At 39.5% G+C, this 25,853-nt stretch carries 26 protein-coding genes, 3 tRNA genes, 1 other RNA gene and 1 other annotated feature; of the genes, 19 read left to right on the top strand and 11 right to left on the bottom strand.

Features of this window, described 5'->3' with window-relative positions; translation table 11 throughout:
- Both ACTQ54_RS06990 and ACTQ54_RS06995 read right to left on the bottom strand, forming a co-directional pair.
- A partial coding sequence (locus ACTQ54_RS06990; RefSeq protein WP_441755669.1) for a transposase occupies nucleotides 1-196 on the bottom strand: 196 nt, incomplete at its 3' end.
- A 206-nt stretch (nucleotides 197-402) separates the two neighbouring features.
- Entirely contained in the window at nucleotides 403-1,635 is a 1,233-nt protein-coding gene (locus ACTQ54_RS06995) for a polysaccharide deacetylase family protein (RefSeq protein ID WP_441755671.1), read from the bottom strand.
- 443 nt (nucleotides 1,636-2,078) lie between these two features.
- Between ACTQ54_RS06995 and ACTQ54_RS07000 the strand changes: the two genes are divergently transcribed.
- The 4 genes from ACTQ54_RS07000 to ACTQ54_RS07015 all read left to right on the top strand — a co-directional run bounded on the left by ACTQ54_RS07000 (nucleotide 2,079) and on the right by ACTQ54_RS07015 (nucleotide 6,613).
- Nucleotides 2,079-3,494: a hypothetical protein gene (locus tag ACTQ54_RS07000; RefSeq protein ID WP_441755424.1), complete on the top strand. Its 1,416-nt coding sequence runs from the start codon at nucleotides 2,079-2,081 to the stop codon at nucleotides 3,492-3,494.
- Between the two features lie 36 nt (nucleotides 3,495-3,530).
- On the top strand, nucleotides 3,531-3,758 hold the full coding sequence (locus ACTQ54_RS07005) for a hypothetical protein (protein ID WP_441755425.1): 228 nt from the start codon (nucleotides 3,531-3,533) through the stop codon (nucleotides 3,756-3,758).
- Complete coding sequence (locus tag ACTQ54_RS07010; RefSeq protein ID WP_441755426.1) at nucleotides 3,736-4,905, top strand: hypothetical protein; 1,170 nt, start codon at nucleotides 3,736-3,738, stop codon at nucleotides 4,903-4,905. The genes ACTQ54_RS07005 and ACTQ54_RS07010 overlap by 23 nt, the downstream gene beginning before the upstream one ends.
- A 346-nt stretch (nucleotides 4,906-5,251) precedes the next feature.
- Nucleotides 5,252-6,613: a hypothetical protein gene (locus ACTQ54_RS07015; protein WP_441755427.1), complete on the top strand. Its 1,362-nt coding sequence runs from the start codon at nucleotides 5,252-5,254 to the stop codon at nucleotides 6,611-6,613.
- A gap of 53 nt (nucleotides 6,614-6,666) precedes the next feature.
- On the opposite strand, the gene ACTQ54_RS07020 is transcribed toward ACTQ54_RS07015, so the two are convergent.
- Nucleotides 6,667-7,167 (bottom strand): hypothetical protein, encoded by a 501-nt coding sequence (locus ACTQ54_RS07020; RefSeq protein WP_441755428.1) that lies wholly within the window; start codon nucleotides 7,165-7,167, stop codon nucleotides 6,667-6,669.
- A gap of 149 nt (nucleotides 7,168-7,316) precedes the next feature.
- Between ACTQ54_RS07020 and ACTQ54_RS07025 the strand changes: the two genes are divergently transcribed.
- On the top strand, nucleotides 7,317-8,234 hold the full coding sequence (locus ACTQ54_RS07025) for an alpha/beta hydrolase (protein WP_441755429.1): 918 nt from the start codon (nucleotides 7,317-7,319) through the stop codon (nucleotides 8,232-8,234).
- A 439-nt stretch (nucleotides 8,235-8,673) separates the two neighbouring features.
- Here the strand turns inward: ACTQ54_RS07025 and ACTQ54_RS07030 are convergent, their stop codons facing one another.
- On the bottom strand, nucleotides 8,674-9,015 hold the full coding sequence (locus ACTQ54_RS07030; protein ID WP_441755430.1) for a hypothetical protein: 342 nt from the start codon (nucleotides 9,013-9,015) through the stop codon (nucleotides 8,674-8,676).
- A 444-nt stretch (nucleotides 9,016-9,459) separates the two neighbouring features.
- On the opposite strand from ACTQ54_RS07030, the gene ACTQ54_RS07035 reads away from it, so the two are divergent.
- From ACTQ54_RS07035 to ACTQ54_RS07045, 3 genes are all read left to right on the top strand, one after another.
- Nucleotides 9,460-9,531: transfer RNA gene (locus ACTQ54_RS07035), tRNA-Gly, on the top strand.
- Nucleotides 9,532-9,546: 15 nt separating this feature from the next.
- A tRNA-Leu gene (locus ACTQ54_RS07040) sits at nucleotides 9,547-9,632 on the top strand.
- 32 nt (nucleotides 9,633-9,664) lie between these two features.
- Nucleotides 9,665-9,738 (top strand) — tRNA-Arg (locus ACTQ54_RS07045).
- A gap of 50 nt (nucleotides 9,739-9,788) precedes the next feature.
- On the opposite strand, the gene ACTQ54_RS07050 is transcribed toward ACTQ54_RS07045, so the two are convergent.
- Together ACTQ54_RS07050 and ACTQ54_RS07055 are read right to left on the bottom strand one after the other, a co-directional pair.
- Nucleotides 9,789-10,472 (bottom strand): Ltp family lipoprotein, encoded by a 684-nt coding sequence (locus ACTQ54_RS07050; RefSeq protein ID WP_441755431.1) that lies wholly within the window; start codon nucleotides 10,470-10,472, stop codon nucleotides 9,789-9,791.
- 122 nt (nucleotides 10,473-10,594) lie between these two features.
- Nucleotides 10,595-11,461 (bottom strand): pyridoxamine kinase, encoded by an 867-nt coding sequence (locus ACTQ54_RS07055; protein ID WP_441755432.1) that lies wholly within the window; start codon nucleotides 11,459-11,461, stop codon nucleotides 10,595-10,597.
- 194 nt (nucleotides 11,462-11,655) lie between these two features.
- Here ACTQ54_RS07055 and ACTQ54_RS07060 point away from each other — a divergent pair, with 194 nt between their 5' ends.
- The 3 genes from ACTQ54_RS07060 (at nucleotide 11,656) to ACTQ54_RS07070 (ending at nucleotide 15,097) form a co-directional block, all read left to right on the top strand.
- Nucleotides 11,656-12,123: a CtsR family transcriptional regulator gene (locus ACTQ54_RS07060; protein ID WP_441755433.1), complete on the top strand. Its 468-nt coding sequence runs from the start codon at nucleotides 11,656-11,658 to the stop codon at nucleotides 12,121-12,123.
- Between the two features lie 14 nt (nucleotides 12,124-12,137).
- A complete protein-coding gene (locus ACTQ54_RS07065; RefSeq protein ID WP_441755434.1) occupies nucleotides 12,138-14,618 on the top strand; it encodes an ATP-dependent Clp protease ATP-binding subunit in 2,481 nt (826 codons plus the stop codon).
- Between the two features lie 143 nt (nucleotides 14,619-14,761).
- A complete protein-coding gene (locus ACTQ54_RS07070; protein ID WP_441755435.1) occupies nucleotides 14,762-15,097 on the top strand; it encodes a hypothetical protein in 336 nt (111 codons plus the stop codon).
- A gap of 58 nt (nucleotides 15,098-15,155) precedes the next feature.
- On the opposite strand, the gene ACTQ54_RS07075 is transcribed toward ACTQ54_RS07070, so the two are convergent.
- The gene (locus ACTQ54_RS07075) at nucleotides 15,156-16,055 is read right to left on the bottom strand and encodes a LysR family transcriptional regulator (protein ID WP_441755436.1); all 900 of its coding nucleotides are present in this window, start codon (nucleotides 16,053-16,055) and stop codon (nucleotides 15,156-15,158) included.
- 209 nt (nucleotides 16,056-16,264) lie between these two features.
- Here ACTQ54_RS07075 and ACTQ54_RS07080 point away from each other — a divergent pair, with 209 nt between their 5' ends.
- From ACTQ54_RS07080 to ACTQ54_RS07090, 3 genes are read left to right on the top strand one after another with little or no spacing between them, the layout of a single operon-like run.
- The gene (locus ACTQ54_RS07080) at nucleotides 16,265-16,642 is read left to right on the top strand and encodes a CidA/LrgA family protein (protein WP_441755437.1); all 378 of its coding nucleotides are present in this window, start codon (nucleotides 16,265-16,267) and stop codon (nucleotides 16,640-16,642) included.
- Entirely contained in the window at nucleotides 16,635-17,357 is a 723-nt protein-coding gene (locus tag ACTQ54_RS07085) for an LrgB family protein (protein ID WP_441755438.1), read from the top strand. Before ACTQ54_RS07080 ends, ACTQ54_RS07085 begins: the two co-directional genes overlap by 8 nt.
- 22 nt (nucleotides 17,358-17,379) lie before the next feature.
- Nucleotides 17,380-18,564 carry an alpha-hydroxy-acid oxidizing protein gene (locus ACTQ54_RS07090; protein WP_441755439.1) on the top strand — a complete coding sequence of 395 codons (1,185 nt, stop codon included), beginning with the start codon at nucleotides 17,380-17,382 and terminating at the stop codon, nucleotides 18,562-18,564.
- A gap of 55 nt (nucleotides 18,565-18,619) precedes the next feature.
- Here ACTQ54_RS07090 and ACTQ54_RS07095 read toward each other — a convergent pair whose 3' ends face one another.
- Complete coding sequence (locus ACTQ54_RS07095; protein ID WP_441755441.1) at nucleotides 18,620-19,498, bottom strand: PucR family transcriptional regulator; 879 nt, start codon at nucleotides 19,496-19,498, stop codon at nucleotides 18,620-18,622.
- Nucleotides 19,499-19,606: 108 nt separating this feature from the next.
- Between ACTQ54_RS07095 and tadA the strand changes: the two genes are divergently transcribed.
- The 3 genes from tadA to ffs all read left to right on the top strand — a co-directional run bounded on the left by tadA (nucleotide 19,607) and on the right by ffs (nucleotide 21,259).
- Nucleotides 19,607-20,080, top strand: a complete 474-nt coding sequence (gene tadA / locus ACTQ54_RS07100) for a tRNA adenosine(34) deaminase TadA (protein WP_441755442.1) — start codon at nucleotides 19,607-19,609, stop codon at nucleotides 20,078-20,080.
- Nucleotides 20,081-20,147: 67 nt separating this feature from the next.
- Nucleotides 20,148-21,005, top strand: a complete 858-nt coding sequence (locus ACTQ54_RS07105) for an aminoglycoside 6-adenylyltransferase (protein ID WP_441755444.1) — start codon at nucleotides 20,148-20,150, stop codon at nucleotides 21,003-21,005.
- 154 nt (nucleotides 21,006-21,159) lie between these two features.
- Nucleotides 21,160-21,259: signal recognition particle sRNA small type (ffs, locus tag ACTQ54_RS07110), an RNA gene on the top strand.
- A gap of 131 nt (nucleotides 21,260-21,390) precedes the next feature.
- On the opposite strand, the gene ACTQ54_RS07115 is transcribed toward ffs, so the two are convergent.
- From ACTQ54_RS07115 to ACTQ54_RS07125, 3 genes are all read right to left on the bottom strand, one after another.
- The gene (locus tag ACTQ54_RS07115; RefSeq protein ID WP_441755446.1) at nucleotides 21,391-22,314 is read right to left on the bottom strand and encodes a MetQ/NlpA family ABC transporter substrate-binding protein; all 924 of its coding nucleotides are present in this window, start codon (nucleotides 22,312-22,314) and stop codon (nucleotides 21,391-21,393) included.
- 111 nt (nucleotides 22,315-22,425) lie between these two features.
- Nucleotides 22,426-22,685: a binding site (T-box leader), on the bottom strand.
- A 102-nt stretch (nucleotides 22,686-22,787) separates the two neighbouring features.
- The gene (locus tag ACTQ54_RS07120; RefSeq protein WP_441755448.1) at nucleotides 22,788-23,561 is read right to left on the bottom strand and encodes a S24 family peptidase; all 774 of its coding nucleotides are present in this window, start codon (nucleotides 23,559-23,561) and stop codon (nucleotides 22,788-22,790) included.
- 124 nt (nucleotides 23,562-23,685) lie between these two features.
- Complete coding sequence (locus ACTQ54_RS07125; RefSeq protein ID WP_441755450.1) at nucleotides 23,686-24,273, bottom strand: hypothetical protein; 588 nt, start codon at nucleotides 24,271-24,273, stop codon at nucleotides 23,686-23,688.
- Nucleotides 24,274-24,485: 212 nt separating this feature from the next.
- Here ACTQ54_RS07125 and ACTQ54_RS07130 point away from each other — a divergent pair, with 212 nt between their 5' ends.
- A complete protein-coding gene (locus ACTQ54_RS07130; protein ID WP_441755452.1) occupies nucleotides 24,486-25,247 on the top strand; it encodes a hypothetical protein in 762 nt (253 codons plus the stop codon).
- An 18-nt stretch (nucleotides 25,248-25,265) separates the two neighbouring features.
- The gene (locus tag ACTQ54_RS07135) at nucleotides 25,266-25,847 is read left to right on the top strand and encodes a uracil-DNA glycosylase family protein (protein ID WP_441755454.1); all 582 of its coding nucleotides are present in this window, start codon (nucleotides 25,266-25,268) and stop codon (nucleotides 25,845-25,847) included.
- Nucleotides 25,848-25,853: the final 6 nt, after the last annotated feature.

A 25,853-nucleotide genomic window follows, 5' to 3' on the forward strand; every position in this document is an offset into this window, starting at 1 on the left:
GTTGGACACATTTGTGGTTTACCTTAGCATTTAGAAAATGATTTAAATAGATCGTTATACGACGGTATCCATAAATACCTTTCTGATCTTCATAAACTTGAACAATCCATTTAATCAGCTGTCTTAGACGCTTTTCAGAGGCGGTTGGTGTTCGGTTTATTTGGTTTGAATTAATTCGTAGGGAACATGAGTAAATATATAGTTTCTTTAAATTTCAAATATAAAAACTCTTAATTTTTAGTTAAGTGTAATGAAATGTGATTGGTTAAAATGATTACAATTTTGGACATATTATTTCTCTTCCTATTCTTCAAATCGAGTTTAAATTCTTAATCCTCCAACAATCCACAAAAAAACCACACATCAGCAAAAACTAACTCTTGCTGATATATGGTTTTCCTTTTAATACCGATAATCAAACTCCAACTCCGTCGGTAAAACAAATTTATAATTCAACTGTTTCAGATGTTCGATCAATGGTTCGAGGACATCGACCGAAGCTTGGCTTGTGTCGTGCAGGAGGATCAAACTATCGTCGGTCAATTGGGTGACGATGTGGTTGAAAATTTTGGTGGCATCTCCTATCTTCCAATCATTTGTATCCGTATTCCAAGTAATGGATGTCAATCCAGGAATCAGACGAAAGACACGTTCCCCGCCGGATCCATAGGGCATACGGTATAAAGTAGGATAGACACCGGTCGCATTATAAATAATTCTTTGTGTGCTATTAATTTGGTCGCGCACTTCATAATCACTGATTTGCGCAAAGTCTGGATGATCATAACTATGGTTGGCGATAATATGGCCCTCGTTTACAATCCGTCTAGCAATATCAGGATTTTCTTCTACAAAACGACCGAGAACAAAGAAAGTTCCTTGGATATTGTATCGACTTAAAATATCGAGAACTTGGGTCGTGTACTCTTCATTCGGTCCGTCATCAAAGGTTAAGGATACTTTTGGGCGCACATCTAAAGTTGTATCTGCGAGTTGATTCGTTAACATATCGGACTCAAACAAAGGGAGAAGCGTTGCGCTATCATACGGCTGTTGGGCGTGTGAGTCCATTAACGCCTGAATAAATAATCGCAAGAACTTTTTATAGGACTCCAAACTCTCTTGGAGATGGGGTTGTTCATCCACAAAAGTAAGTTTACGATTGATGCTTTGGATACTTTGAATGATGCTAGGAATTTGTTGGCGATTTAGCCTTGTCTGCTTCGCCAGCGTCGCTATATCATCTTGAACAGTCTGAATGACCTGCCATTGATTATAAGCATGTAATAATAAAGCATCATATTTATGAGTCGCTTCATCCGCTAGCACCCATTCAATTCCCTGAGTCCGTTCCGCAATCGTGTGTTCATCAACATTCGGATGGAACATACTATCCTCTTGATAAAGTTCATCTAGATAGGATTGTACCTGCATTTTTTGTGAAACAAGCTGCACTTTTGGCAACAGTTCCGTTTTTGCCTTTCCTTTTAGCCGACTCGCAAGCCGGTTTAGTTTAACCATTTCTTTGGCGTCAACCGATGGCCGCAAATCTGTCTGTGATTCATCTTGATAAAACGATTGGATCGCCGTTTCAACGGCTTCAATTTGTTTCGAGCTATTGAATGGTAAGACCATCCCTATCAAAATAAATATCCCAAACAAAAAACAAATAAGGAGTAGAACACTTTTATTTCCAAAGTGTTTTTGACAATGACGATATAATTTTTTTAATAATTCCATGACAAGTCTCGCTTTCTTAAAATATTTGCTTCTTGTTTGATTACATTTATTATACATATGTTACAAACAAGTTACAAATCTATTTCGGTTTTTCACAATGGTTTCATACTTAATTCATATTTTAAGAAGACTTTTGTTGTTTTTATTGCAGGAATAGGCTTTTGAATCACTATAATGAATATTTCTCATTTAGTTTTAGCAGTGATATTTATTAGAGAGGAATTACTTTTGACATGCTTTTTTCATATTTAGCGCTTACAATAAATAAGAGGGATTATTTCTCTGTAGGAATTAAATTTGCTATATTGTAGTTAAGCAAAGAAAAGGAGTTTGGTAAAATGAAGAAGTTATTACTTATGGTAGGAACTGTTCTATTGCTATGGATTCCTGGGAATGTGCTCTATGCCCAAGATGAGGTCAGTCGTGAGACTGCTATTGAATTAATTCAGTCGCCTCTAAATGGAGAAATTTTGTCAGATGAAGATGCCGAGGCTTTATTAACGGAATGGGAAGCTGCTACTTTGGAAAATGGGACCATTGGAACAGATGATAGTTGGATTATTACGGATTATTTACCGGAAGGTTTACATTTAGAACATGAAACGCAAAGAGATATTTTGTTGTATTTAAATAGCTTAGTTGCTGAAGAAAGTGAAGCGGAAGAAACGGTTGAAGAAGAGGTATCCGAGGAAGAGAGTGTGGAAGAAGAGTTTGTTGACCCGCTTGAAGATTATCCGGAATACCGAACGATTGTTAATGATTATTATATGGCGATTGAAAATAACGACCCTGCTGTTTTCCCTGATCATGTGAATCCAAAAGCGGTGGAAGATGCTCGTGATCTAAATTTAGATGCGATTTTAATGGTTCACTATGGTCTATTGGATTTTGATGGTAATGGAGTTGAAGAGTTAATTCTCTTTAATTACAATCAAGTGTTTGATGTGTTTACGACTGATTTAGAAGCAGAAGAACGTGTTGCAATCCCTCTTTTCCAAGATGAGAGCTTAGCGGAACGTTCGCACGTAACGTTGTATGAAGACAGTAGCAAGATGTTGGTGAGGGCTTCTGGAGGAGCGAAATATGCTGAATGGACGCTCTTTGATATGGCGGAAGATGGTTTAGTTATTGAAGTAGTTGACACTATGATATTTGATGAGGCTAATTCTCCAACGGATACACCATTCTACCGTGAGCAAGAGCCAGAAGTTTACTACACTCATGATGAAATGTTAGAGAGTTTTGGACTCAATGATTTGTCTGAATTGAATTTAAGCGCTATTGATACTTATCCTGTCATGTCTATTGAAGCCTTAGAAGAAATTTTAGCGCAAGAAGAAGGGGATGATTCGCTTCCTTATGCGGTCTACTTTGATTCTTTAGGTGAAAGTATGTCGTTTTATATGGCTGAATCGCCAAATGCCCCTTCACAAATTGATTTGGATTTGGTTAATGGTACTTTAACGACTAGTTTTAATGGTGAAAATGTTAATGTCTATTCTGTAAGTTTTGATTATGTTGCTGAAACGGATGTACGTGTCTTTTCTGCGAATGCACCGGGTGACATTCGTACAATTACAGCCAATTCTGCGATTACAATTTATGAAATTTTAGAAGGGTCACAGGCAGAAGTTGTCGGTCAAACGTTCTATCTATTTTATAATTTAGACGGTGGTATATCTTTAGCCACTCCAAACTTTGCCGGTAATGTTGAGCCGGATCAAGCAGATGTGATGTTGGAATATTTAAATTAAGAAAGGCAGAGATATTTATTTAGGGGGTTGGGTTTATTGAAAAAGAAAAGTCTGTTAGGCCTAGCTGTGTTACTGCGTGTCTTGTGTCAATTTCCCCTAGCAGTTGCTGGCGCGCAAGTAATTTCTACGCAGGATACGACTAAGTTTGAGCCGCTGATGGATCCCATGATGGAAATGGATCCGGTGGTTGAAATGGCTTGGTTGGATTATCAATCACTCTTATCTCAAGTGACTTTTGTAGATGCTGTCCAATGGTATGTATGAAGGGGTTGACGTCAGCCAAAGGGATGAAATCGTCGAATTATTCACACCTGAGGCCGTTTTAAGTGAAGATTTTGGTGAATTGAGTTACAGCTATGCGACAGATTTTTTTGAAACCATTGAAATAAATATCCTCTTTTATGAAGATGATTTGTATTATACGGAATTTGTTGCCATTCCAAATGAAATTACGGATGAGATGTTAGTGCTTTTGGAAGGCTTGGAGTATTTATTAGAAGATGGTTTTCCAGAGATAGACTTATTGTTTAAGGCTCAGCCACACTTTTTTGGTATTGCAAATATGGTAAAAGATGGCTTGTTAGCGACTGGTCTTAGTTTTGCATCGGGTCTTTGCATGGAAGAAAGTGCTAATCTAGAGTTTTCTATGTATTTAGATGATCTCTTGGTGGAGTCTGTCTATTATCGCTTGGTGAGATCTGAGGAAGAGAGTAGTTATGATATGGCGAACATCAAAAATGATTTGTTCTACTATACTTACTCTAATTTCCGAATATCACCGGTCTTAAGTGAGTTGGTTGGTTTTAATCACTCTGTTAATCAATGGTTTAAATATGATGGTCAAAGAGTAGCGGAAATCATTGATTATGATTACAACATGACGTTTCAAGATTCTGGAGTCGAAGGGGATTCTATTGATACGATTGCCTCAACCCTTATTGATGCGGGGGAAGATGCTGTCAGAGAAAGTGTTGGTGAAGGACTTGAGCGATTAACATATTCCTTTGAAGCTGAAGAAGGAGACGACAAGGCGGTTGTCAGTTTGATTTTTGTTGAGGGTGCTTTTACGACTTTAGTCAATGTTGACAATTCGGTTGCCTTGGTCGATGGAAATTGGCGGGATTATTTAAGAACCCCTCTAAAAGCAGAGGATATCCCTTTTGCGGATAGTTTAACGCCACTTGCGACGAATATCTTTGATGTCTTTGCAGTTGGGACGGTGGAATTAGAAGAAGGTTATCACCATGCCTTTCTCGCGCCTGTTGAAACAGAAGATGGGGATATATCGTTGGCTTTTATTGATGTACGTGATTATTACGTAGAAAATATCACTTATTTAGACGATGATATTGATTTTGAAAGTGTGGATTATATGTTATTTGAGCACTTGACGAGTCAATACGATTATTAGGAATATATCATTTAAAATAAACCATAGTTTAACCGCTATGGTTTATTTTAGTATAGGTGGGTGGTTGGGATGGGGGATGGCTTGTCTCGATGGCATATACGGCGGGGTATATGCCTGGGGTGGCTTCTCGGTGGCACATATGGAGCGTTATATGCCAGCACCAGCCTTTCCCCGGCACATATCACAATTTATATGCCAGCAACCGCCTTTCCCCGGCACATATCACAATTTATATGCCAGCACCAGCCTTTCCCCGGCACATATCACAATTTATATGCCGGCACCAGCACCTCTCTCCAATACAAAGCTCAAACTCGATTAGATTACGAAAGGAAACAACACTACGATGATGAAAAAAACAATACAAGTGCTAATCACTGTTATGCTGCTTAATTTTTTCCTGCCAACTCTACCAAGCGTTACGGCAACAGAAGACGACGGAATAAGTTCCGACCCTATTGAAACGGCAATGTATCAATTAGCCAGTAATGACCCGGTGATAGAAGCGGCTTGGTCTGATTATTTACATATTGTTAACACATACGATTATTGGGATCAAATCCGTTGGAGCGAAGAAAATTTAGGGACAGATAAAGCTACGATTGTAGCGGAATTCACCCCTGATGCTAACTTAGTTGAAGAAGAAAGTCAGCTGATTTACCAATATGATGCGCCTAGCTTAGCGTCACTTGAGTTGCGCTTAATTTTTACCAACGATGAACTGTACTACAGCGAGCTTGTGGCTATTCCAGAGATATTTACAGAAGAAATGGTTTTATCGAGTGAGGCGGTGGCGCCGGTTATCGCCAATGATTTTCCTGATATTTCGGTGCTGCTGGATCAAGAGCCACCGATTATTGGGGTGGCGAGTATGGTTCGTGACGGTCTGTTAGGGACTGGGGTTTTATTTTTAGCGGGTGACAGCCTTGATACAGCTAATTTAGAATTGATGTTATATATAGATACAGTAGCGGATAATTCCGTTTACTTTCCGCCTCAAGTCTTTGCAGCCTATCAAACGGACGGCTTTGATGACTTAAAGGCAGATTTAAATTTCTATATGCGTCGCGAATTTACTATGTCAGCTGTTTTATCTGAACTGGTTAACCGCAATACGACCTTTAATCAAGGCTTTAGAAATGCACAAAACAATGCCGAAATCATTCTCAATGATTTTACGCTAAGAAATTTGGAAGACAGCTCCATTGAAGGGGGTTCCCTTGAAACGGTTACGAGCTCTTTTGAGGGCGAAGCGACACCAGAATATGCTAATCCACAAAGCAACACAGATCGTATTGTATATACATATGTCGGCTCCGATGACAGCAATCAAGGTCAATTGACGTTAATGTTTGTCGACAATCAACTGGCTTTCGTTTCCACTCAGGACAACTCAATTAATCCATTGAATCCTGAAACATTGACAGCCAGCCTTCCCTTAGCCGAAAGCGATATCCAACTGGACCAGCCTATTACACCATTAATGACCAAAGCCTTTGACGTCTACGCTGTTGCCACCATGTCTATTACTAATGGTAACCACAACGCCATCGTTGTCCCCCTTGAAAAGCCCGACGGCATCCGCCTTGCGATTTTGGATAGCAAGTACCAAACCATCACGGCCATTACCTATCTCGACGAACTCCCCGAAGCCATAACACTCGATGAATATCTGTTCCGCCACATACTCAACCAATACCTCGAATAAATATCACTGCTATAAATAAGCTGGCTTTCAATCTCGAAAGCCAGCTTATTTTCTTATACCCAATGTTCAAAGAGAGGCCCGTCTTCACCAAAGACTGGATCCGTTGTAGGCAAAGGGACTTTAGAAATATTATGTAAATTCTCTGGTCGCTCCTCTGCTTTACCAGTAAGTAAATCATAATCTCGCCCATCCGGATAGCCACCAATTACCGCAAAATCAGTCGAAGCCTTCAAGCGCTTATGCCCCACACCGGCTGGAATGACCACCATATCGCCCGCTTGGATTTTAAAGCTCTCGCCTTTTTCTCCACCCAGTTGAATCTCTGCCCAACCTGCAGCGACTCCAAGCACTTCATGCGATGTACTATGGTAATGGTGATAATCAAAAATCCCATTCCGCCAGGTCCTCGTCCAATTATTTTGATTAAATATCTCTGCAATATCATCGGATGCTTCAAACACTTGGCTGTAAATCAACAAAGGCAATGTTGGATTATTTGGAATGCTACCGTCATCTTCGAAATAGACGGCTTTGACTTGGGGATATTTATTCATAGAAATACTCCTTTTTTATTTTAGTGTAGCATAAATATAAAAATATCGTTAACAAGATTAACTGATGTTTACAGATTTGACTATCTGTCAGTTGTTATAAATAAGCTTGAATATTATACTATTATTAATCAAAATTAATGGAGGAAATTATGCGGACAGAATTATTTTATTTATATGAAAATCGTCAAGATGTGACTCTAAAGGCTTATTTACTAGAAGATAATGTCGGCTTAAGACCGAAGAAAACTTTGCCTGCCATTATTATTAATCCGGGTGGAGGCTATATGTACTGTTCGCCACGTGAAGCCGAACCAATCGCCTTGCGATTTAATGCCATGGGCTACCACGCTTTTGTGCTGGAGTATTCGGTTTACGGTGAAGGGCAACACCCTTATTCGCCCGAACCGGACCTACCTGTTAAGGAGCATTCGTTATTCCCGCACGCGATGCAAGAAATCGCCATGGCCTTTGAAATCATTCACCAACATGCCCAAGAATGGCAAATCGACACCAATCAAATCGGAACAATCGGCTTTTCAGCAGGTGGCCATAACGTCGCCATGTACGCCAACAATTGGAACAAACCAGTAATTCAAGATGCCACTTCCTTCAAAGGCCAGGCCCTAAAACCCGCCTTTAACATCACAGCCTACCCCCTTACCGACCTAATAAATATCACTGAAAATATCGAAGATTTGTCTGCCGTACCAGAAGCCTCACCAATATTGATAGCTTGTTTTGGCAAGACCGATGTATCGAAAGAAGAATTAGAAACATACAGCCCTGCGCGTCAAGTTAGTTCAGATACGCCACCAACATTTATTTGGACAACCGCAGAAGACCAAGTCGTCCCAGCACAAGATTCAGTCCGCCTAGCACTAGGTTTAGCCCACAACAATATTCCTTTTGAACTGCATGTGTTTGAAAAGGGACCACACGGCTTGTCGCTTGCCAACCAAGCAACCGCTTCTCGTCCAGATCAAATCAATGAAAAAGTGGCTCAATGGCCTGAAATGGTAGAAAAATGGCTGAGCGAACACTTCCCAGTTGAACAATTTGCGGAATAATTGACGCGGGTGTGCGGTCGGATGAAAAGGTGATTTCATCCGAGCGGTTGATGTGTGGTCGTTTGAAATAGGATAAAGTCCACAAAATTATGTAAAACCATGAAAGGACGAGACTAAAGTTTTAAGCTCGTAGCAGCAACGAAGACACTTTTGGTATCCGTTGAGAAAGCAATTGGCTACTTCAAGCCTGCGATAACTCAATCAATTTACATAATTTTTTGGACTTGACTGGGTTTTGTCTATTTAGCTAGCAATCAGACGGATTAGCGCGTCGCTTTCGTCTATTCAGACGGCAATTAGACGGATTAACTCACCACTTTCGTCTAATCAGCTGGCAATTAGACGGATTAGCGTTCCACTTCCGTCTAATCAGACGTCAATCAGACGGATTAGCACGTCCCTTTCGTCTAATCAGCTGACAATCAGACGGATTAGCGTGTTACTTTCGTCTATTCAGCTGGCAATTAGACGGATTAGGACGTCCCTTTCGTCTATTCAGAGGGCAATTAGACGGATTAGCAGGCCCCTTTCGTCTAATCAGCTGGCAATCAGACGGATTAGCAGGCCCCTTTCGTCTAATCAGCTGGCAATCAGACGGATTAGCAGGTCCCATTCGTCTAATCAGCTGACAATTAGACGGATTAGCAGGTCCCATTCGTCTAATCAGCTGGCAATCAGACGGATTAGCAGGTCCCATTCGTCTAATCAGCTGGCAATCAGACGGATTAGCAGGCCCCTTTCGTCTAATCAGCTGAGAATCAGACGGATTAGCAGGTCCCATTCGTCTAATCAGCTGACAATTAGACGGATTAGCACGTCACTTTCATCTATTCAGGTCCTAAATAGACAGTGGGACATGATAAGGGACTACGCAACTTATTCGATTTACACAATTTTTTGGACTTGACACAGTTGTGCGCCCTTTAACCGTTTGATCCCAGTCTGATTAGACAGATCTGAGTCCTTCAACTGTCTAATTGCTATCTAAATACACATCTGGGAGTGTCCAAATTGTCTAATTATGTCCTTTCTGACGCAAACCCGCCACCCACACCTGCCAAAATCCCCACCACCCCCGCAATAAAGCTGTCCCAACAGTCTTGATTGCGGGGATTTGTTAGTAGCAAAACTAAATTTCTACCATAAGCAGAGATATTTATTCAGAAAGGATTGTATTTGTGGAATAAGTGTGGTATTATAATTTTTGTTGTTTTGATAGAGACATGCGGAAATAGTTCAGCGGTAGAACACCACCTTGCCAAGGTGGGGGTCGCGGGTTCGAACCCCGTTTTCCGCTTGTTTTTCGTAATTTGCCGGGGTGGCGGAACTGGCAGACGCACAGGACTTAAAATCCTGCGGTGGGTGACTACCGTGCCGGTTCGATTCCGGCCCTCGGCATAATTGTTTTATCAGACGACATAATTAAATATGCACCCGTAGTTCAATTGGATAGAATTCTTGACTACGAATCAAGCGGTTGCAGGTTCGAGTCCTGCCGGGTGTATAAAAATAACCTCCTGAAACGCATGTCGTGTTTCAGGAGGTTTTGTATTGTTACTCTACATAGGAGTTGTAAACATTTTGGATTTCTTCTTCGGTGAAATCTAAAAACTCTAGCGAGCTTTCGATTAAATCAACGGAGAAGTCGGTTGCGTTGGCAAAATAGTTTTCGATGACCGCAAAAGCGTTGGCTTGCCAATCAACTTCGATTGTATCCACGGCATATTGAGCTGCTTCTGGGCTAAAGAAATCATATATTAATTGGCGGTATAGGCCGCGTTTAGACATATCGCTGGCAGCGACATAAGTTTTGGCTTGTTCCAAGGCAGCTGCTTGATCGTCTGAGTGAAGATGGGCATAACTTTCACCATCCGTTGTTTCCGTTTCGACCGTCTCCTCAACAACTTCTGACTCAGTTGTTTCTTCCGTGCTACTGTCAACTTGCGTCAGTGGCGCAATGAATTCAAGCGTATATTGTTCCAATTCTTGTGTCCATTGTTCAATATCGGCCGGATCCAAACCAGAATCTGACATCGACCGGATGTTTTCATCAATCAACATCGTAATTCCCGATACTTTTTCATAAGCAGAAGCACCGCTTGCGTCTAATTCCTCTGCTAATTGGGTTATTTGTTCTTTCGCGCTAATATAAAGTGCTTCAGCTTCCGATTGGGCACCAGCTGTGACTGCTGTCAAACCTAAGGCTAAACTTAATAGAATTAAGGCTGTTTTTTTCACTAAAAACCCCCCCCTTTTTAAGCTATTATATGAAATTATTGTTTTAGGAACAAACAAAATAGCTCAACCCAAATAAATAACCCAGTCCATAAAAATGGGCTGGGTTTTATAGGCAGTGATATTTATTTGTGTGAATCTCTTAAGGCTTGAATTTCATTGGCGAATTCTGGAATAATCGGTTCAAAATAAATACCTAGTTTTTGGTCGCGTTGAACGGTCATGCTGTGTTGGATGGCTTTTTCCATATATGGCGTCGATTTTTTCACCGCTTCCAGTACGCTGTCGCCTAACCAGTGGTAGGCTGCTATTAAGCTAACGGATAAGTCGCCAATGCCTTTGAACCAAGTATCAAATTTATGGTGCATGACAAACTGTGGTTCTTGATCAGCTGTGTAAACATAGTAGCCAATCGTTTCTTCGTCTTGCGCAAGTTCTTCATTCGAAACACCGGTTAGAACCACGTGTTTAGCTCCTAGGTCAACCAAACGTTGGCTGATTTTTGGATAATCTTCAGGCGTTAAGTCTTCAGAGTAAGGGTAATCGGTAATTAGACAAGCTTCTGTTAAATTTGGTACAATAACGTCTGCATATTTGACTAATTTGCGGAACTTTTCAGGGAAATCCTCTGAAAATCCTGCGTATAGTTTTCCGAAATCTGCCATAATGGGGTCAATGACAACGGGCAGATCGTATTCAATTTTTTCTAAATAATCGATTACCGTATCGATTTGTTTGCTGTCAGCAAAGTATCCCGTTAAACAACCACGGAATTGAACGTTCATATCGTACCAGTGATTTAAAATATCATCAAAGGCTTCATTTAAATAATGTTTGATTAAGCCCGGATAACCTAAAGTATGGGTCGATAAAATCAAGGTTGGAAGTAAGCCGACTTCAAATTGAGCGGCTTCCAAAATCGGCAGGTTCGACATTCCTGCGACTTTTGCAACTCCGGGTAAATCATTTATGACAAGCACTTGATTGCTCATATTATTCCTCCTCTTTTCACTACACTTAAGTATAAATCAAAAATGAACATCTGAACAGTTTATCAAAAGATATTTACTTAAAAAAACGACATTCAAATAAATATCAGAATAAATACATACAAAACTATTGCAATTTTACGTAGATGTTGTATAATAGTCAAAGATAGTCAATGTTAAGGAAAAGGAGGGTTAAAATGTCGCAAAGAAACATGTCAGATATTATTGAAGCATATCTGAAAAGTTTTTTGAAGCATCAAGAGCATATTGAAATCAAGCGCAGTGATGTGGCAGAGCATTTTGATTGTGTACCTTCTCAAATTAATTATGTTATCAATACACGATTTACTCAAGAACATGGCTATATGGTCGAAAGTAAGCGTGGTGGCGGTGGCTATATTCGTATTCTAAAGATAGAATTGGTAGATAAGGCGGATCAAATTGATCAGATGAAAGAACTGGTTGGTCAAAAGATTAACCAACGCAGTAGTACTAATTTAATCCAAACTTTGTATAATCGCGAGATTATTACAAAACGTGAAGCAGCCATGATTATTGCGATAACCGAGAAGTCAGCGTTACAAAACCACACAAATCAAGAACAAGAATTGAGAGCTATGATTTTAAATACTTTTCTTGACCAATTAAAATATTTATACAAATAAGAGGTGAACAATATATGTTTGAAGAATTATTTACAGATAGTGCCCGCCAGGTGATGATCTTTGCAGCTGAACAAGCATATTACTTACGTCATCAAGCAGTGGGAACAGAACATATTTTACTAGGTTTAGCCCGTGAAGAAGTAGGAATTGCTGGTAAAGCTCTACGTAGCGTGGGTGCAACCTATCAATCTTTATTAATCGAATTGGAAGCTATCCATGGTAAAACAGTGATGCCGCGTACGGAAGGTGAAATTGTTATTCCTTACTCACCACGTGCGAAAAAAGTTATCATGAATGCATCGAATGATGCAAAACGCCTAGGTGCTCCAAAAGTAGGAACCGAACATTTATTGTTAGGTTTATTAAAAGAAGAAATTTTAGCAACGATTTTATTGAAAAACTTAGGCATTGATTTAAATGAGTTACGTAAAACCGTTTATGAACTAATCGGTGTAGCCCAATCAAATGAGAGAACAGGCGCACAAGGACTTGGTCGTCAAGCCGGCCGTCAAAATAAAAATCAAGCAGAAGCTCAAAAATCCAATACACCAACATTAGATTCAGTTGCGCGTGACTTGACTCAATTAGCCCGTGAAAATAAATTAGATCCATTAATTGGACGCACTAAAGAAGTCCACCGAATGGTTCAAGTTATTAGCCGTCGTTCAAAAAATAACCCTGTTTTAGTCGGTGAGCCTGGTGTAGGTAAAACAGCGATTGTTGAAGGGTTAGCCCAACGTATGGTATCCGGTGAAGTGCCAGATGACGTAGCTAGAAAACGTTTGATGATGTTAGACATGGGTTCTTTAGTTGCGGGAACAAAATACCGTGGTGAATTCGAAGAACGTATGAAGAAAATCATCGAAGAAATTACCGCAGATGGGAATGTCATCTTATTTATTGACGAATTACACACCCTAATTGGTGCAGGTGGAGCAGAAGGCTCAATCGATGCATCAAATATTTTAAAACCTGCACTAGCTCGTGGCGAAATTCAAACAATCGGTGCCACAACCTTAGATGAGTATCAAAAACATATTGAAAAAGATGCGGCTCTTGAGCGTCGTTTCTCACGTGTTATGGTTGAAGAACCTACACAAGAAGAATCTGTTAAAATTATCAATGGCTTGAAAAACCGTTATGAAGAGCACCACAAAGTAGATATTACGGAAGATGCTGTTTTAGCAGCCGTTAAACTAAGTACCCGCTATATGACTAGCCGTCGTTTACCTGACAAGGCCGTTGATTTAATTGATGAGGCGGCTGCAAAAGTTAGAATTGATGAATCAATAGACAGCTTAACTATTAGCAATCTTGAACGTCAATTAAGTGAAATTGCTGAACGCAAAGAAAAAGCGATTTTAAACCGTGAATTCGAACGCGCAGCAAGTTTACGTGAAGAAGAGCAATCGGTAGAAATAGCCATTCAAACTGCAACTGAAAAAGAAAAAGAAGCAAACGCTGAAGAAGTAAGACTCCAAGTCACAGCAGAAGATGTGGCTGAAGTAGTTGCTTTAGCAACAGGCGTACCAGTACGTCAAATGGATACAACCGAAGCCAATCGCTTAATTAACCTTGAAGCGGAATTGCACAAACGTGTGATTGGTCAAAATGAAGCAGTTAAAGCTGTATCACGTGCCATTCGCCGTGCCCGTTCTGGTTTGAAGAGCCCAGGACGTCCAATCGGATCATTCTTATTCCTAGGTCCAACAGGGGTAGGTAAAACCGAATTAGCAAAAACCATTGCTGAATCTATGTTTGGTAGCGAAGATAATATGATTCGTGTGGATATGTCTGAGTACATGGAAAAACATAGTGTGTCACGCCTGGTAGGTTCACCTCCAGGATATGTAGGTTACGATGAAGCCGGTCAACTAACCGAAAAAGTTCGTAACAAACCATACTCTGTTATCTTGTTAGATGAGGTTGAAAAAGCCCATCCAGATGTATTCAACTTAATGCTTCAAGTATTTGATGATGGTCATTTAACCGATGGAAAAGGTCGTCGTGTCGACTTCCGTAATACCATTATTATTATGACATCCAATATCGGTGCAACCGCCTTGCGTGATGAAAAATCAGTAGGTTTCGGTGCCGTTAGTGTTCAGCATGACTTTGATGCGATGGAAAAACGTATCATGGAAGAATTGAAGAAAGTCTTCCGTCCGGAATTCCTTAACCGGATTGATGAAACAGTTGTCTTCCACCCACTTTCTAAAGAAGATATCCATAAGGTTGTTCGCCTACACGCACAAGACGTGATTAAACGACTAGCCGATTTAGAAATCGAAGCCCGTGTAACAGATACAGCAGTTGATATTATCGCAGAAGCTGGTTATGACCCAGAATACGGTGCCCGTCCTATCCGTCGTGCGATTCAAAAACAAATCGAGGATAGCTTAAGTGAAATGTTATTAAACGGTGAAATTGAATTAGGTGACCGCATTACCATTGGTGGTCGCAGCGGATCGATTAACATCGCCCACCGCAAATAATTCGAATAAATATCTCTGAATCTTTTAAAATTTCTCCTGCAACTAAAAGCGTATTAATTTAATCCCTTCAAAGGATATGCTATAATAAACTTACACTAAAAAAGCAAGTTATTGCTACAAAATTGTGTAAGGAGGAATTTTTGATGAAAGATAATTTAGGTAAAATTTTGTTAGGTTCAGCTGTTGTTGTAGCAGGTGTTTCGCTGTATTTATACTTTGATGAAACTGCACGCGAAAAAGTTGAAGGTGTTGTGAACCGTGAACGCGCAAAAATGTTTGTTAGACATCGTTTAAACGGATCGGATGCAATGGTCAACGCAGTGGATCATCTTTCAGATACAGAAATTAACACTTTAATGAAAGTAATGAACTCAACAAGTAATGTTAAAGATAAAGCAACCGATGCTTTCTCTGATATTATGGATAAAGCGAAAGAAGTTACATCAGATGTAACTCATAAAGTAACAGATTTATTCTAGAAATTAAAAAAAGAGTTGTAGGATTTCCTACAGCTCTTTTTTTATTTGAAATATTTAATTAAAGTTCTTTTGCATCGAATTCTTTCGATATAGCCTCAACAAGTTTCTCGTTAAAACTTTTTTGGACAGGAATTAAATCATTATCATTATTTAAAACAAGATTAATATAGAAGCTTGGGCTATCTTTCAATGGAATCGCAACAATATCCTTACGTTCCTGGACTAAATTATCAATTAAAATCCCCACACGAATACCGGAAGCAATAATAGAGTGTGCTGTTGGAATTTCATCCGTATACAATACATCCGAAATATTGACATCGTGCTCTTTAGCCCATTGATTAAATAACTTATAATGTAAATAGCCTTTAGATAAGGATAAGAAGCTTTCGCCATCTAATTGTTCAGCAGTAATTTCGCTGTATTTAGCTAAGGGGTGATTTGGCGATACACATACACAAAGTTCTTTAGTATCCATTTGGTACTGCGTTAACCATTTTTCATTGGAAGCCGCATCATCTGTGCCTACAATAGCCGCTGGCACCTTACGTTGCTTCACTAGCTGCAACATTTCGACAGAACTTTCTTCTTCAACTAATTTTAAGTCCGAAATAAATTCCGTTAAGTGAGGTAAGATGCGGGTGAAATAAGCCCCACCAATAGTTGGTAAGAAACCAAAGTAGACATTTTGTGAATTAAGATTCGCAATTTCCGTCTTCGTATTATTGAATAAATTTAACATCTCAATTGTTCTCTGGTATAAAAGTTGTCCAGAAGGTGTAACTTGAATATACTTGGTCGATCGATTACGTTTAATCAAAATTGAGCCGAATTCATCTTCTAAACGTTTAAGGGCAATTGAAATGGACGGTTGCGAAACGAAAAAGTGCTCGGCAGTTTTTGTAAAGCTTAAACTTTCCGCTAAGTATTTGAAGTATTCTAAGTCTCTTAAGTTCATCATAGACCTCCGTAAGTTCTATATAAATAATTTATATGGTATGATAATGAAGCTATATTTTTAAGTAGGGAGAATTATGCTATATTGGATGTAAGCTTGAAAAGCGTTTTCAATCCAATATCATTATATAAATTATACCATAAGTATTAAAGAAAGGCAGTAATAATAGAGTGTTTGATAAATGTTTTGAAAAAGAAAGGTAGAGTTCAGTGAAAATATTTAAAGAGTTATTTTGGATCTTTTTGTTTTCTTTTATTGGTGAAATGCTGTCAATTTTGATTAATCCGTGGATTGCGATTCCCGGCAGTGTGATTGGGATGGTGCTGTTATTTTTAGCCTTGCATAATCAATGGTTGAAAGTGGACCAAGTAGATACTGTTGGAGGCTTTTTAGCAGATAATATGGCCATTTTATTTGTGCCTGCAGGTGTTGGCTTAATGACAAACTTTGATGTTTTAGGCGATATTTGGTGGCAATTAATTATTATTATGTTTGTCACCTCCATTTTAATGATGGGCTTTGTTGGCCGGATTGTCCAAGCTTTGAAAGCAAAAAAAGAACACAAGATGTTAGGGGAGGATGAATAAGATGACAAGCCTTGCTGCAATATATGCATCGCCTTACTTTGGCATTTTCTTAACATTCTTTTTCTACTTGCTAGGCGTCGAAGTTTATAAGCGTTGGAAATTTCCTTTGTTTTATCCATTAGTGTTTGCGATTATTGCCATTATAGTTTTATTAATGGTAGCCGATATTCCCTATGAAAGTTTTAATAACGGAGGCAAATACATTAGTTTGTTTGTCACACCTGCCACGGTATCCTTAGCAATAAAACTTGAGCGAAACTTTCGTTATTTAAAACGGTATTATTCTGCTATTTTATCGGGTATTGTTTTAGGAGTCTTATTTCACTCGATCCTAATCATTGCTTTTGCTATGCTGTTTCGTTTTGATGCACAGCTGGTGTCGACTTTATTTCCTAAGTCGATTACCACAGCCATTGCCATTGGCGTTTCAGAATCAATGGGAGGTATTGTCTCGCTGACGGTTGCAGTAGTGGTATTTACTGGGGTGATTGGGTCGGTTTTAGGTCCGACGGTATTTAAATGGTTCAAAATTGATGATCCAGTTGCTCAAGGAGTGGCGCTTGGTTCGAGCACCCATGCGGTTGGAACGGTAAAGGCCATTGAATTGGGTGACGTTCATGGGGCGATGTCAAGTTTATCAATTGTTGTGACGGGTATTGTGGTGGTGATTTTAGCACCAATTAGTCAAATGCTTATTCAAGCCTTATTCAATTAAATATCATTAAGGAGTGATTGATATGTCGAATAGAGAAATGTTTGAGGATGTACAAGATGTTGAATTAAGTGATTTAGCACCTGAAGCCATTGCTGAAGAAGATGGATACAATGCGCCAACAGAAGTTAAAGAGCTGAATATTGTGAATACCATTGAATTAGAAGACTTTGCAAAAGAAGTCATGCCCGATGGTGGTTGGGGTTATTTAGCAGGTGGATCGGGTGATGAATTCACTTTGCGCCGCAATGTGGCTAGCTTTAATTCGAAAGCTATTTTACCGCGTGTTTTGGCTGATATTGAATTTCCTAATACATCCACTTCGATTCTTGGACATGATTTAAAAGTGCCTTTTATTATGGCGCCGATTGCGGCCCATGGATTAGCCCATGAAACAAAAGAAGCTGGAACCGCTAGAGGGATTGCGGAATTTGGCGGGACCATTATGTCAATTAGTGCCTATTCTGGGGCTGAGTTTTCAGAAATTGAAGAAGGCTTGCAAGGAAACAGTCGCTGGTTCCAGATTTATATGAGTAAAGATGATGCCTTTAACCGTAGTATTATTGATGAAGCGAAAGCAGATGGCGCAACTGCGATCATTTTAACGGCTGATTCAACTTTAAGTGGCAATCGTGAACGAGATATTAATAATAAATTTGTCTATCCATTCGGTATGCCGATTGTTTCGCGTTATTTAACCGGGGATGGCAAAAATATGTCGTTAAATAATATTTATGCCCAGTCTAAACAAAAAATTAGTCCTGCTGATGTGAAATTCTTGGCCGACTATTCTGGTTTACCTGTTTTTGTTAAGGGAATTCAAACGGCTGAAGATGCTGCTTTGGCGATTGGTGCAGGGGCTGCCGGTATTTGGGTATCCAATCACGGTGGTCGTCAACTAGACGGTGCACCGGGTTCTTTTGAAACATTAGCTGAGATTTCAGCAGCTGTTGCGGGTCGTGTCCCGATTGTCTTTGATAGTGGTATCCGCCGTGGCGAGCATATCTTCAAGGCTTTAGCGAGTGGTGCTGACATTGTTGCTCTTGGTCGCCCTGTCTTATTTGGATTGGCATTGGGTGGTTGGAAAGGCGTGAAATCTGTTTTAGAATATTTTGAAACAGATTTAAAACGCGTGATGCAACTAGCTGGTACGCAAACCATTGAAGATGTGAAGAAGGCTAAGTTAAAAGATTTACAAAATTGGCAGTAGAAAAACATACAAAAAACCGGCTGTTTTAATAAAAAACAGTCGGTTTTTTGTATGTTTAAATCGCCAAATAACACAAGATCAAATCCGGCAAATGCTGCAAATTAAATCCGGTCTCTTTGTAAAACTTATTCATGCGGTAGGTCAAAGTATTACGATGAATAAATAATTGCTCCGCTGTCTGAGATAAGTTGCCTTGGTTCTCAAATAACTTTGTAATCGTACTAATATAATCGGGATGTGTCACAATCGTATGTTGGATACGGCGTAACAATGGCTGTTCTTCGTAAAAACTACGGCCCATCATGTGCAACAATGTAATGGGTAAGGTCGAAAATTGTTGAACATAATCATTTTTCAATGCTTTTTCAAAGAAATCTACTTCCAATTGATACAATTCAGGCAATTGATTATTTACAGGATAAGTTTGCCCAATCAAGCCTTTTGTAATCAAATCAAAATCTGAATCTAAGGTTTGTAAAATAGCAGGCAAGTCTTCCGTCAAACTGGCGTCAGACTCATCCATCGACAGAACGAGCGTTAGGCGACGTTCAGTTGCAGGAATCGTTGCGATAATCGCTGGTATAGCTTCGTTTAAAGTATCCATCCAAAGAGAAAAATCAAAATTTTGCGGCAATGACTGAAAATCGATATGCAACCAACGAACATAGTCAGCATTCGCTGGAATATCAACTGATTGGCCCAGCAAAAAGCGACTCCAAGGCGATAAGGATTCAGGATAAGCTTCAGTAGTCGTTACTGCTTCTTTTTCTAGCATTAACAACAACAAAGCTTGTTCATTTTCGCTAATGTCATCCACTGGAATATAAATATCATCACCATTGATCAGCAAATGGAAAAAATCAGTGGTATTTATTTGGGTTTTGAGGGGGTTTAAAAGCAGATTGGGGTAAATTTTTTTCAATGACAGGTACATGCGGGTCATCCTTTCTACACTTAAAATTAGTTTAACATGCCTTTGGCATTCTCGAAAGGCAAATGAAGTGATAAAATAATAAATATCATGAAAGAAAAGGGGTGCCATATGCGCCAAGAAGATGAATTTTGGATGCAACGCGCGTTGGAAGAGGCCTCGAAGGCGGCGGCGATTGGGGAAGTGCCAATAGGAGCTGTGATTGTAAAAGATGGCGAGCTGATTGCGACAGGTTATAATTTGCGTGAGGTCAATCGAGCAGCTTTGGCCCATGCTGAAATTGTGGCGATTCAAGCAGCCAATGAAGCCCTTGATGCTTGGCGTTTGGAAGGGGCGACTTTGTATGTGACGCTTGAGCCTTGCCCTATGTGCGCTGGTGCGATGATTATGTCGCGCATTAGCAGGGTTGTCTACGGAGCTAGCGATCCCAAAGCAGGTTGCGCCGGATCTTTGATGAATTTGCTGGCGGATGACCGTTTTAATCATCAACCTGAAGTGACCGCAGGTATTTTAGCTGCCGAAAGCAGTTTAATGCTCAAAAACTTTTTTAAAGCCTTACGCCAACGGAACAAATCCAAAAAATAAATATCTCTGCTAGTGACTTATGCACAGCTTGCTATGCATAAGGATGAGCGGTGAAAGGAAGTGGATGATGCGAACGACTGAGGAAATGATGGCGCAGTTGTATGCTTTTGTTGACAACAATGACGATATTCGGATATTTGCTATGGAAGGGTCACGGATGAATTCGGAGATTAAGGTAGATGCCTATCAGGATTTTGACGTGACATTTTTTGTGGATAACTTGCCAGCTTGGATTGATGACGAGTCTTGGTTAGATTATTTTGGTCCGCGTTTAATTGTGCAAAAGCCCGATGCGATGACTTTGTATCCTGCTGGAGAATTTGGCTTTTCCTATTTGATTTTATTTGAAGATGGACAGAAAATGGATTTAACCTTGAACACAGTGGCTGACTTGGACCGTTATATCGAGTCAGAAGCTTTGGCGACGGTGTTGGTGGATAAGGATCAGTTGTTAGATGCAAAAGTACAGGCAGATCCACGTCATTTTCATTTGAAACAGCCAAATGCAGCAGAATTTGATGATTGTTGTAATGAATTTTGGTGGGTAACCACTTATGTTGCAAAAGGCTTGTTGCGACATGAAGTCCTGTTTGCCATGGATCATTTAAATGAGATTTTACGACAAGAACTGTTTCGAATGCTAAGTTGGCAAGTTGGATTTGAACACGGCTTTAATCGAAGTATCGGTAAAAATTACAAATTTTTACCTGAGTATCTAGCAGATGATGTGTGGGCGGAAATTATGGCTAGTTTTAATATGCAATCAGAAGAAGCCGTCTGGCAAGCCATGTTTTTGGTGGTCGATTTGTTTGTAAAGTCTTCTAAAACCGTCGCTGCTTTGGTTGATGCTAACTATCCAGCCTATGAGGAGAAAGTCATGCCGGTGTTGTTGAAGGCTTATGCGGATTATCAGGCGGAATTGTAGTTATATTTACTGATTGATAGAACGAGGGGAATGAATTAAACTCGTTGGTTCAACGAAGCTAAAGTATTAAACTCGTTCAATCCCATGAGATTAATTTCTCAACATCTCAATGGCTGCCGTTAAATCCAATTTGCATTTTATCCCACTTATGCTATAATGTTAACTAGGCAATGGTGGAGCGATGAATCGAGTCAGGGTCGGAAGACAGCAGCTATAAGTCGTAAAACCATGTGCCATTTTTTATGCTAAAATTTCAACACCTGCCAAATTTTTATTAACAAAAAAATACCACTTTTAAAGTTATATACAAAAAACCCCCTCCTGAACACAGCACTTTCACTGTCGTGTCCAGAAGGGGATATTTATTTAGGAGGTTTTCTAAAAATTACTCAGCACTTTCATCGCTGTCTTCTTCTTCGCTATCTGCACTTTCTTCTGTATTTTCACTTAAATCCAATGGATAGGCATCTTCTTCTGTCCAGGCAGGTAAGTCCGCACCTTGTGAAACTTCTGCTAATTTATCGGCAACAGCATCTGATTGATATAACTCAACAATGTGTTGGTATAAAGGATTGTCAACATCTGCCGCACGGGTTGCGATAACATTTTTATAGTCCGCCGCTAATGATTCAAGATCGTCACCATCTGAGAAAATCGCATTGTCGACTGTTAAACCAAAGTCTAAAGCAAAGTTGTTGTTAATAAATGCTGCCGCAACGTCTGGTAAAACATTTGGTAATTGAGCAGCTTCTAATTCTTCAAACACTAAGTTTAAGTCATTGGCTGTCACATCATCTACCGTTGGTAAAATGCCAGCGGCATCATCCACTTCAATCACACCCGCTTGCTCTAAAGCTAATAAGGCACGACCACCATTAGTTGGGTCATTTGGAATCGCAATCACATCGCTATCTTGTAATTCATCCAATGAAGTAATGGAATCAGAATAAGCACGTAAAGGCGCTACATAAGTGAAACCTAAAGGCGTTAAATCACCGTCATTTGCTTCGTTCCATTCGTTCAAGAACGTAATATGTTGGAAAGCATTTAAGTCAACCGATCCATCTTGCAAAGCAATATTTGGTTGAACATAGTCTGTGAACAACACAATTTCTACTTCGATGCCTTCTTCAGCCGCTAAATCAACCACCACATCCCACACTTCTTGCTCATAGTCACTCGCCACACCTACCGTTAGACTTTGTCCGTCAAATTCGCCAGCTTCTTGAGCCGCAACATGACCAAGACCCGCCAACGCTAACGCACTTGATAAAGCAACAACCGATAATTTTTTAACAAATTTTTTCATTTTAATAGCTCCTTTTTTAAATAAATATCTCCGAGAACCTTCTAACAACAACGAATTAATTGAAGTCATTCCCCCTTTTAAACATAAAAAAACTCCCATCCTTAATAAACGATTAAGGACGAGAGTTGAACTTTCGTGGTACCACCTTTGTTTGTTATTTTATCACTAAAATAACCTCATCTAGTACGCATACAACAAACATATGAAATACTAGGGCAATGCTAACGGTTGCTGCCGTTCACCACTTATGCCACGCATTCGTAGTGACCGCTCAGTGGCCATTTTCAATTTACCATCCAATACCCACTTGCACCAAATGTGAGCTCTCTAAGATTGTCGCATAAATTTACTTTCCACGTCAAAGCGTTTAAATTAATATTTACATGTATTCTAAACAATAGGATTAGAAATGTCAAACCATAATTAGAAAAAATCTCATTTAATTTTGTTTATCTTCCCAAAAGCCCATTCAATCAATAAATAATTTTAGGCGTAAACCAATCAACGACTTTACCGATAATATTTAGATAAGTGCCTTCAGGAATAGGTAAATCAATAATAATATCTTTGTACTTGGGATTAATCGACTTCATAATAAATTGATTATCTTCTAAATAAACTTTCTTTAAAAAAGATTTTCCATCATAATCGACCGCATAAATACCACCCGATTGATTATCGTAGCCTTGTTGAATTAACACAATATCACCGTCCATAATCAAGTCTGCCATGGAATCCCCAAATACACGGGTAGCAAAACTATAGGATTTAAAATCATTGCGATCGGTATAATAAGTGGCTGTCCGGTTCATATCTTCATAACTAAAACCAATCCCTGCTGCGACCCCTTCTACGGTTTCAATAGGGTATAAGGTTGATTCATCCAGACCTTCTTGCGAGCTGTCGCCGTGTTGCTGGTTATTTTGCTGCAATTGTGCATAATCTAACACTTTTTCTTGATGGTAAGTATTTAAGGTCAAGCTAATATTATAAATCTGCTCTGGAATCGTCTCGTCACTGGCCTCGTAGCCCATTAACCAAGCTGGATCAAGATCTAAGGTCTTCGCTAACAATAACAATTTATATTGATCAGGCTGCGACTTGCCATTGACATACTGCGACAAATGACTTTTGGACATTGAAATCCCCATCTCCTGCTGATAAGGCTGCGACAAGCGTAAAATATCCACTTGCTTTAACTGCCGCTGGGCCATTACGTCTTGTAACCGTTGTTGAACGGTCTGCATAAAATCACCTCTTATGACCAGTATAAAAGCTCTTTTAATAAATATCAAGCATAAAGTTCAAATGTTTGAACTTCGGTAATCAAAAAATACCCGCATCTCTAAAAAATGCGGATAGCTTCAACTTTTAATATTTTTTCTTAGGGTGTTTATCAATCACTTCAGGGTGATTGTCTAGTACTGCTTCGCCACTATCAGTCAAGGAATAACCACGCTCACTGTATTTTTCAGCCAGCTCTTCTTCGGTAAATTCTTCGCGCACAGCATCCATTAATTCGTCTTTGCTTAATTTAGAATAACCTTTGACACCTTTTTCCTTCAACCATTTTTTCAACATCTGAGCAGTCAAATAAATTAAAGATTCTTTCGCAGACATTTCACGGACATAACCGCGATCAATTAAGATTTCAATATCGGATTTTGCATCGATACCGTAATCATATTCAAAATATTTTGAAATCACCGTTTTATTTGTATAAGTGCCAAATTGCACCCGCCATAAAATAATTATATGTCCCGGCAGCAAGTCTTCTTCAAGGCGAACCATATTACGCTTAGGGACCGTTTGTCCAGAAGTTACTGTAATTTTTTCCAAGTAGTCTGCTAAATCGCGTTTAGGCGAAATATAAGGGAGTTCATCATGACCTGCGTACAAGTCTTTGACAGCATCAATTTCTTCAGGACTGCCATTTAATTGTGAATAATCGTGTTCCATCTACCTTCACTCCTTTCAACTCGCTTGAATTATAACATAGGATATCGTTTCTTTTCAGTTATAATTATTTTATAGTACAATAAATATCACAAACATAACCAACTTATACACGGTTTTAAACCATAGCCTCAGACTTATGCACAGTTTCTTGTGGATAAGTGGATAGAAACATCTGTTCTTGTGCATAACTTTGTGGAAAAGGGGAATTTTTAGTGAAGCGACAATTTTTATTGTTAGCAGTGATATTTATTTTAGGTGGTCCGATAAAAGTTCAGGCTCAAGATGGTTTGTTGGATGATTGGGCTGAACTTGAGACCTATCAAATTTATGTGTCGCAAAGTCGGTCTTATGAGATAGCTGACGGGATGGATTATTATGTGGTGGATAGTGAGCAGCGGGCTTTGCTGGTGATTTTTGATTTTGGTCAAGAAACGGAAAGTTATGCTTATTATTATCCGGACAGCCGCTTGGTGGATATGGGCTATTATTATGGGGAAGACTTTGATGTCGTCAATACTTTTGATACGGCTTTAGAAGATTTTTATGATAAATTGGGTACCTTAGAGGAAATAATGGCGGGGCGTTATGTTTTGATTGAAGAGCCGTATAGTGATGCTTTGTTTGAAAATTATTTTGTGAAGTTGTTACCGTATATCGATGGGGCTGAATCTATGAGCCGTGATGGCATTGAGCGCTTGATTTTTGAGGTGGATGAAGCTTTGATCGAAGCTTATCAGCCATTCTCGCCTTTTGCTGCAGAAGACTTGAGGGATTTTGGATTAATGTTAGAAGTGAATCAGGCAGAACAAACTGTGCATGCTTACGAGCGTTATCAAACGGATGATGATGAGATTATGATTAAACGAGAATTTAGTGAGGCGATTGAGCCAGTTCCATTACGCGGGGAAGTGTCTTATGTTTGGCAGGAAGATTTTGATGAAGTTGTTTTGAAATTAGGCTTACCACTTTACTAAGATAGGAAAGGTTGATAGTTGATGGATTTTGATGAGATTAAACAAGCGATTATTGCTGATGAGATGAATGTAAGTTATACACAACAAGCTATTGATCCCTTATATTTTGTTCATAAGGAAGCGCGGTTGGCGATTGTTGGGCAAGCACCAGGGAGAAAGGCGCAAGATTCTAAATTGTTTTGGAATGATTTGTCGGGAGACCGCTTGCGGCAATGGATGGGGATTGATCGGGACTTATTTTACAATACCCCTTATATTGCGCAATTGCCGATGGATTTTTATTTTCCGGGGAAAGGAAAGTCGGGTGATTTACCGCCACGAAAAGGTTTTGCTGAAAAGTGGCATCCTTTATTATTGGAACAAATGCCAGATATCGAAACCATTTTGCTAGCGGGCAGTTATGCACAGAAACTATATTTAGGGAAAGATCGGCAAAAGAATTTGACCGAAACCGTCCGCCATTACCAGGATTATTTACCTCGTTATTTTCCTTTAGTGCATCCTTCTCCCTTAAATATTCGTTGGTTGAAAAAGAATCCGTGGTTTGAGGAAGAAGTTGTTCCGGATTTACAGCAGTTGGTTGCTAGATTAATAAAATAAACAGTG

It is taken from the genome of Fundicoccus sp. Sow4_H7 (assembly GCF_052115865.1).
In the GTDB taxonomy this organism is placed as follows: Bacteria; Bacillota; Bacilli; order Lactobacillales; family Aerococcaceae; genus Fundicoccus_A.

Bases quoted from the DNA above. Each gene is read 5' to 3' on its own strand.
- ACTQ54_RS07120 (WP_441755448.1), bottom strand. From the start codon at position 23,561: ATGCAGACCGTTCAACAACGGTTACAAGACGTAATGGCCCAGCGGCAG.
- ACTQ54_RS07125 (WP_441755450.1), bottom strand. From the start codon at position 24,273: ATGGAACACGATTATTCACAATTAAATGGCAGTCCTGAAGAAATTGAT.
- tadA (WP_441755442.1), top strand. From the start codon at position 19,607: ATGCGCCAAGAAGATGAATTTTGGATGCAACGCGCGTTGGAAGAGGCC.
- ACTQ54_RS07025 (WP_441755429.1), top strand. From the start codon at position 7,317: ATGCGGACAGAATTATTTTATTTATATGAAAATCGTCAAGATGTGACT.
- ACTQ54_RS07010 (WP_441755426.1), top strand. From the start codon at position 3,736: ATGCTGTCCAATGGTATGTATGAAGGGGTTGACGTCAGCCAAAGGGAT.
- ACTQ54_RS07000 (WP_441755424.1), top strand. From the start codon at position 2,079: ATGAAGAAGTTATTACTTATGGTAGGAACTGTTCTATTGCTATGGATT.
- ACTQ54_RS07060 (WP_441755433.1), top strand. From the start codon at position 11,656: ATGTCGCAAAGAAACATGTCAGATATTATTGAAGCATATCTGAAAAGT.
- ACTQ54_RS07105 (WP_441755444.1), top strand. From the start codon at position 20,148: ATGCGAACGACTGAGGAAATGATGGCGCAGTTGTATGCTTTTGTTGAC.
- ACTQ54_RS07095 (WP_441755441.1), bottom strand. From the start codon at position 19,498: ATGTACCTGTCATTGAAAAAAATTTACCCCAATCTGCTTTTAAACCCC.
- ACTQ54_RS07085 (WP_441755438.1), top strand. From the start codon at position 16,635: ATGAATAAGATGACAAGCCTTGCTGCAATATATGCATCGCCTTACTTT.
- ACTQ54_RS07075 (WP_441755436.1), bottom strand. From the start codon at position 16,055: ATGAACTTAAGAGACTTAGAATACTTCAAATACTTAGCGGAAAGTTTA.
- ACTQ54_RS07115 (WP_441755446.1), bottom strand. From the start codon at position 22,314: ATGAAAAAATTTGTTAAAAAATTATCGGTTGTTGCTTTATCAAGTGCG.
- ACTQ54_RS07055 (WP_441755432.1), bottom strand. From the start codon at position 11,461: ATGAGCAATCAAGTGCTTGTCATAAATGATTTACCCGGAGTTGCAAAA.
- ACTQ54_RS06995 (WP_441755671.1), bottom strand. From the start codon at position 1,635: ATGGTCTTACCATTCAATAGCTCGAAACAAATTGAAGCCGTTGAAACG.
- ACTQ54_RS07090 (WP_441755439.1), top strand. From the start codon at position 17,380: ATGTCGAATAGAGAAATGTTTGAGGATGTACAAGATGTTGAATTAAGT.
- ACTQ54_RS07015 (WP_441755427.1), top strand. From the start codon at position 5,252: ATGATGAAAAAAACAATACAAGTGCTAATCACTGTTATGCTGCTTAAT.
- ACTQ54_RS07070 (WP_441755435.1), top strand. From the start codon at position 14,762: ATGAAAGATAATTTAGGTAAAATTTTGTTAGGTTCAGCTGTTGTTGTA.
- ACTQ54_RS07065 (WP_441755434.1), top strand. From the start codon at position 12,138: ATGTTTGAAGAATTATTTACAGATAGTGCCCGCCAGGTGATGATCTTT.
- ACTQ54_RS07020 (WP_441755428.1), bottom strand. From the start codon at position 7,167: ATGAATAAATATCCCCAAGTCAAAGCCGTCTATTTCGAAGATGACGGT.
- ACTQ54_RS07030 (WP_441755430.1), bottom strand. From the start codon at position 9,015: ATGGGACCTGCTAATCCGTCTGATTCTCAGCTGATTAGACGAAAGGGG.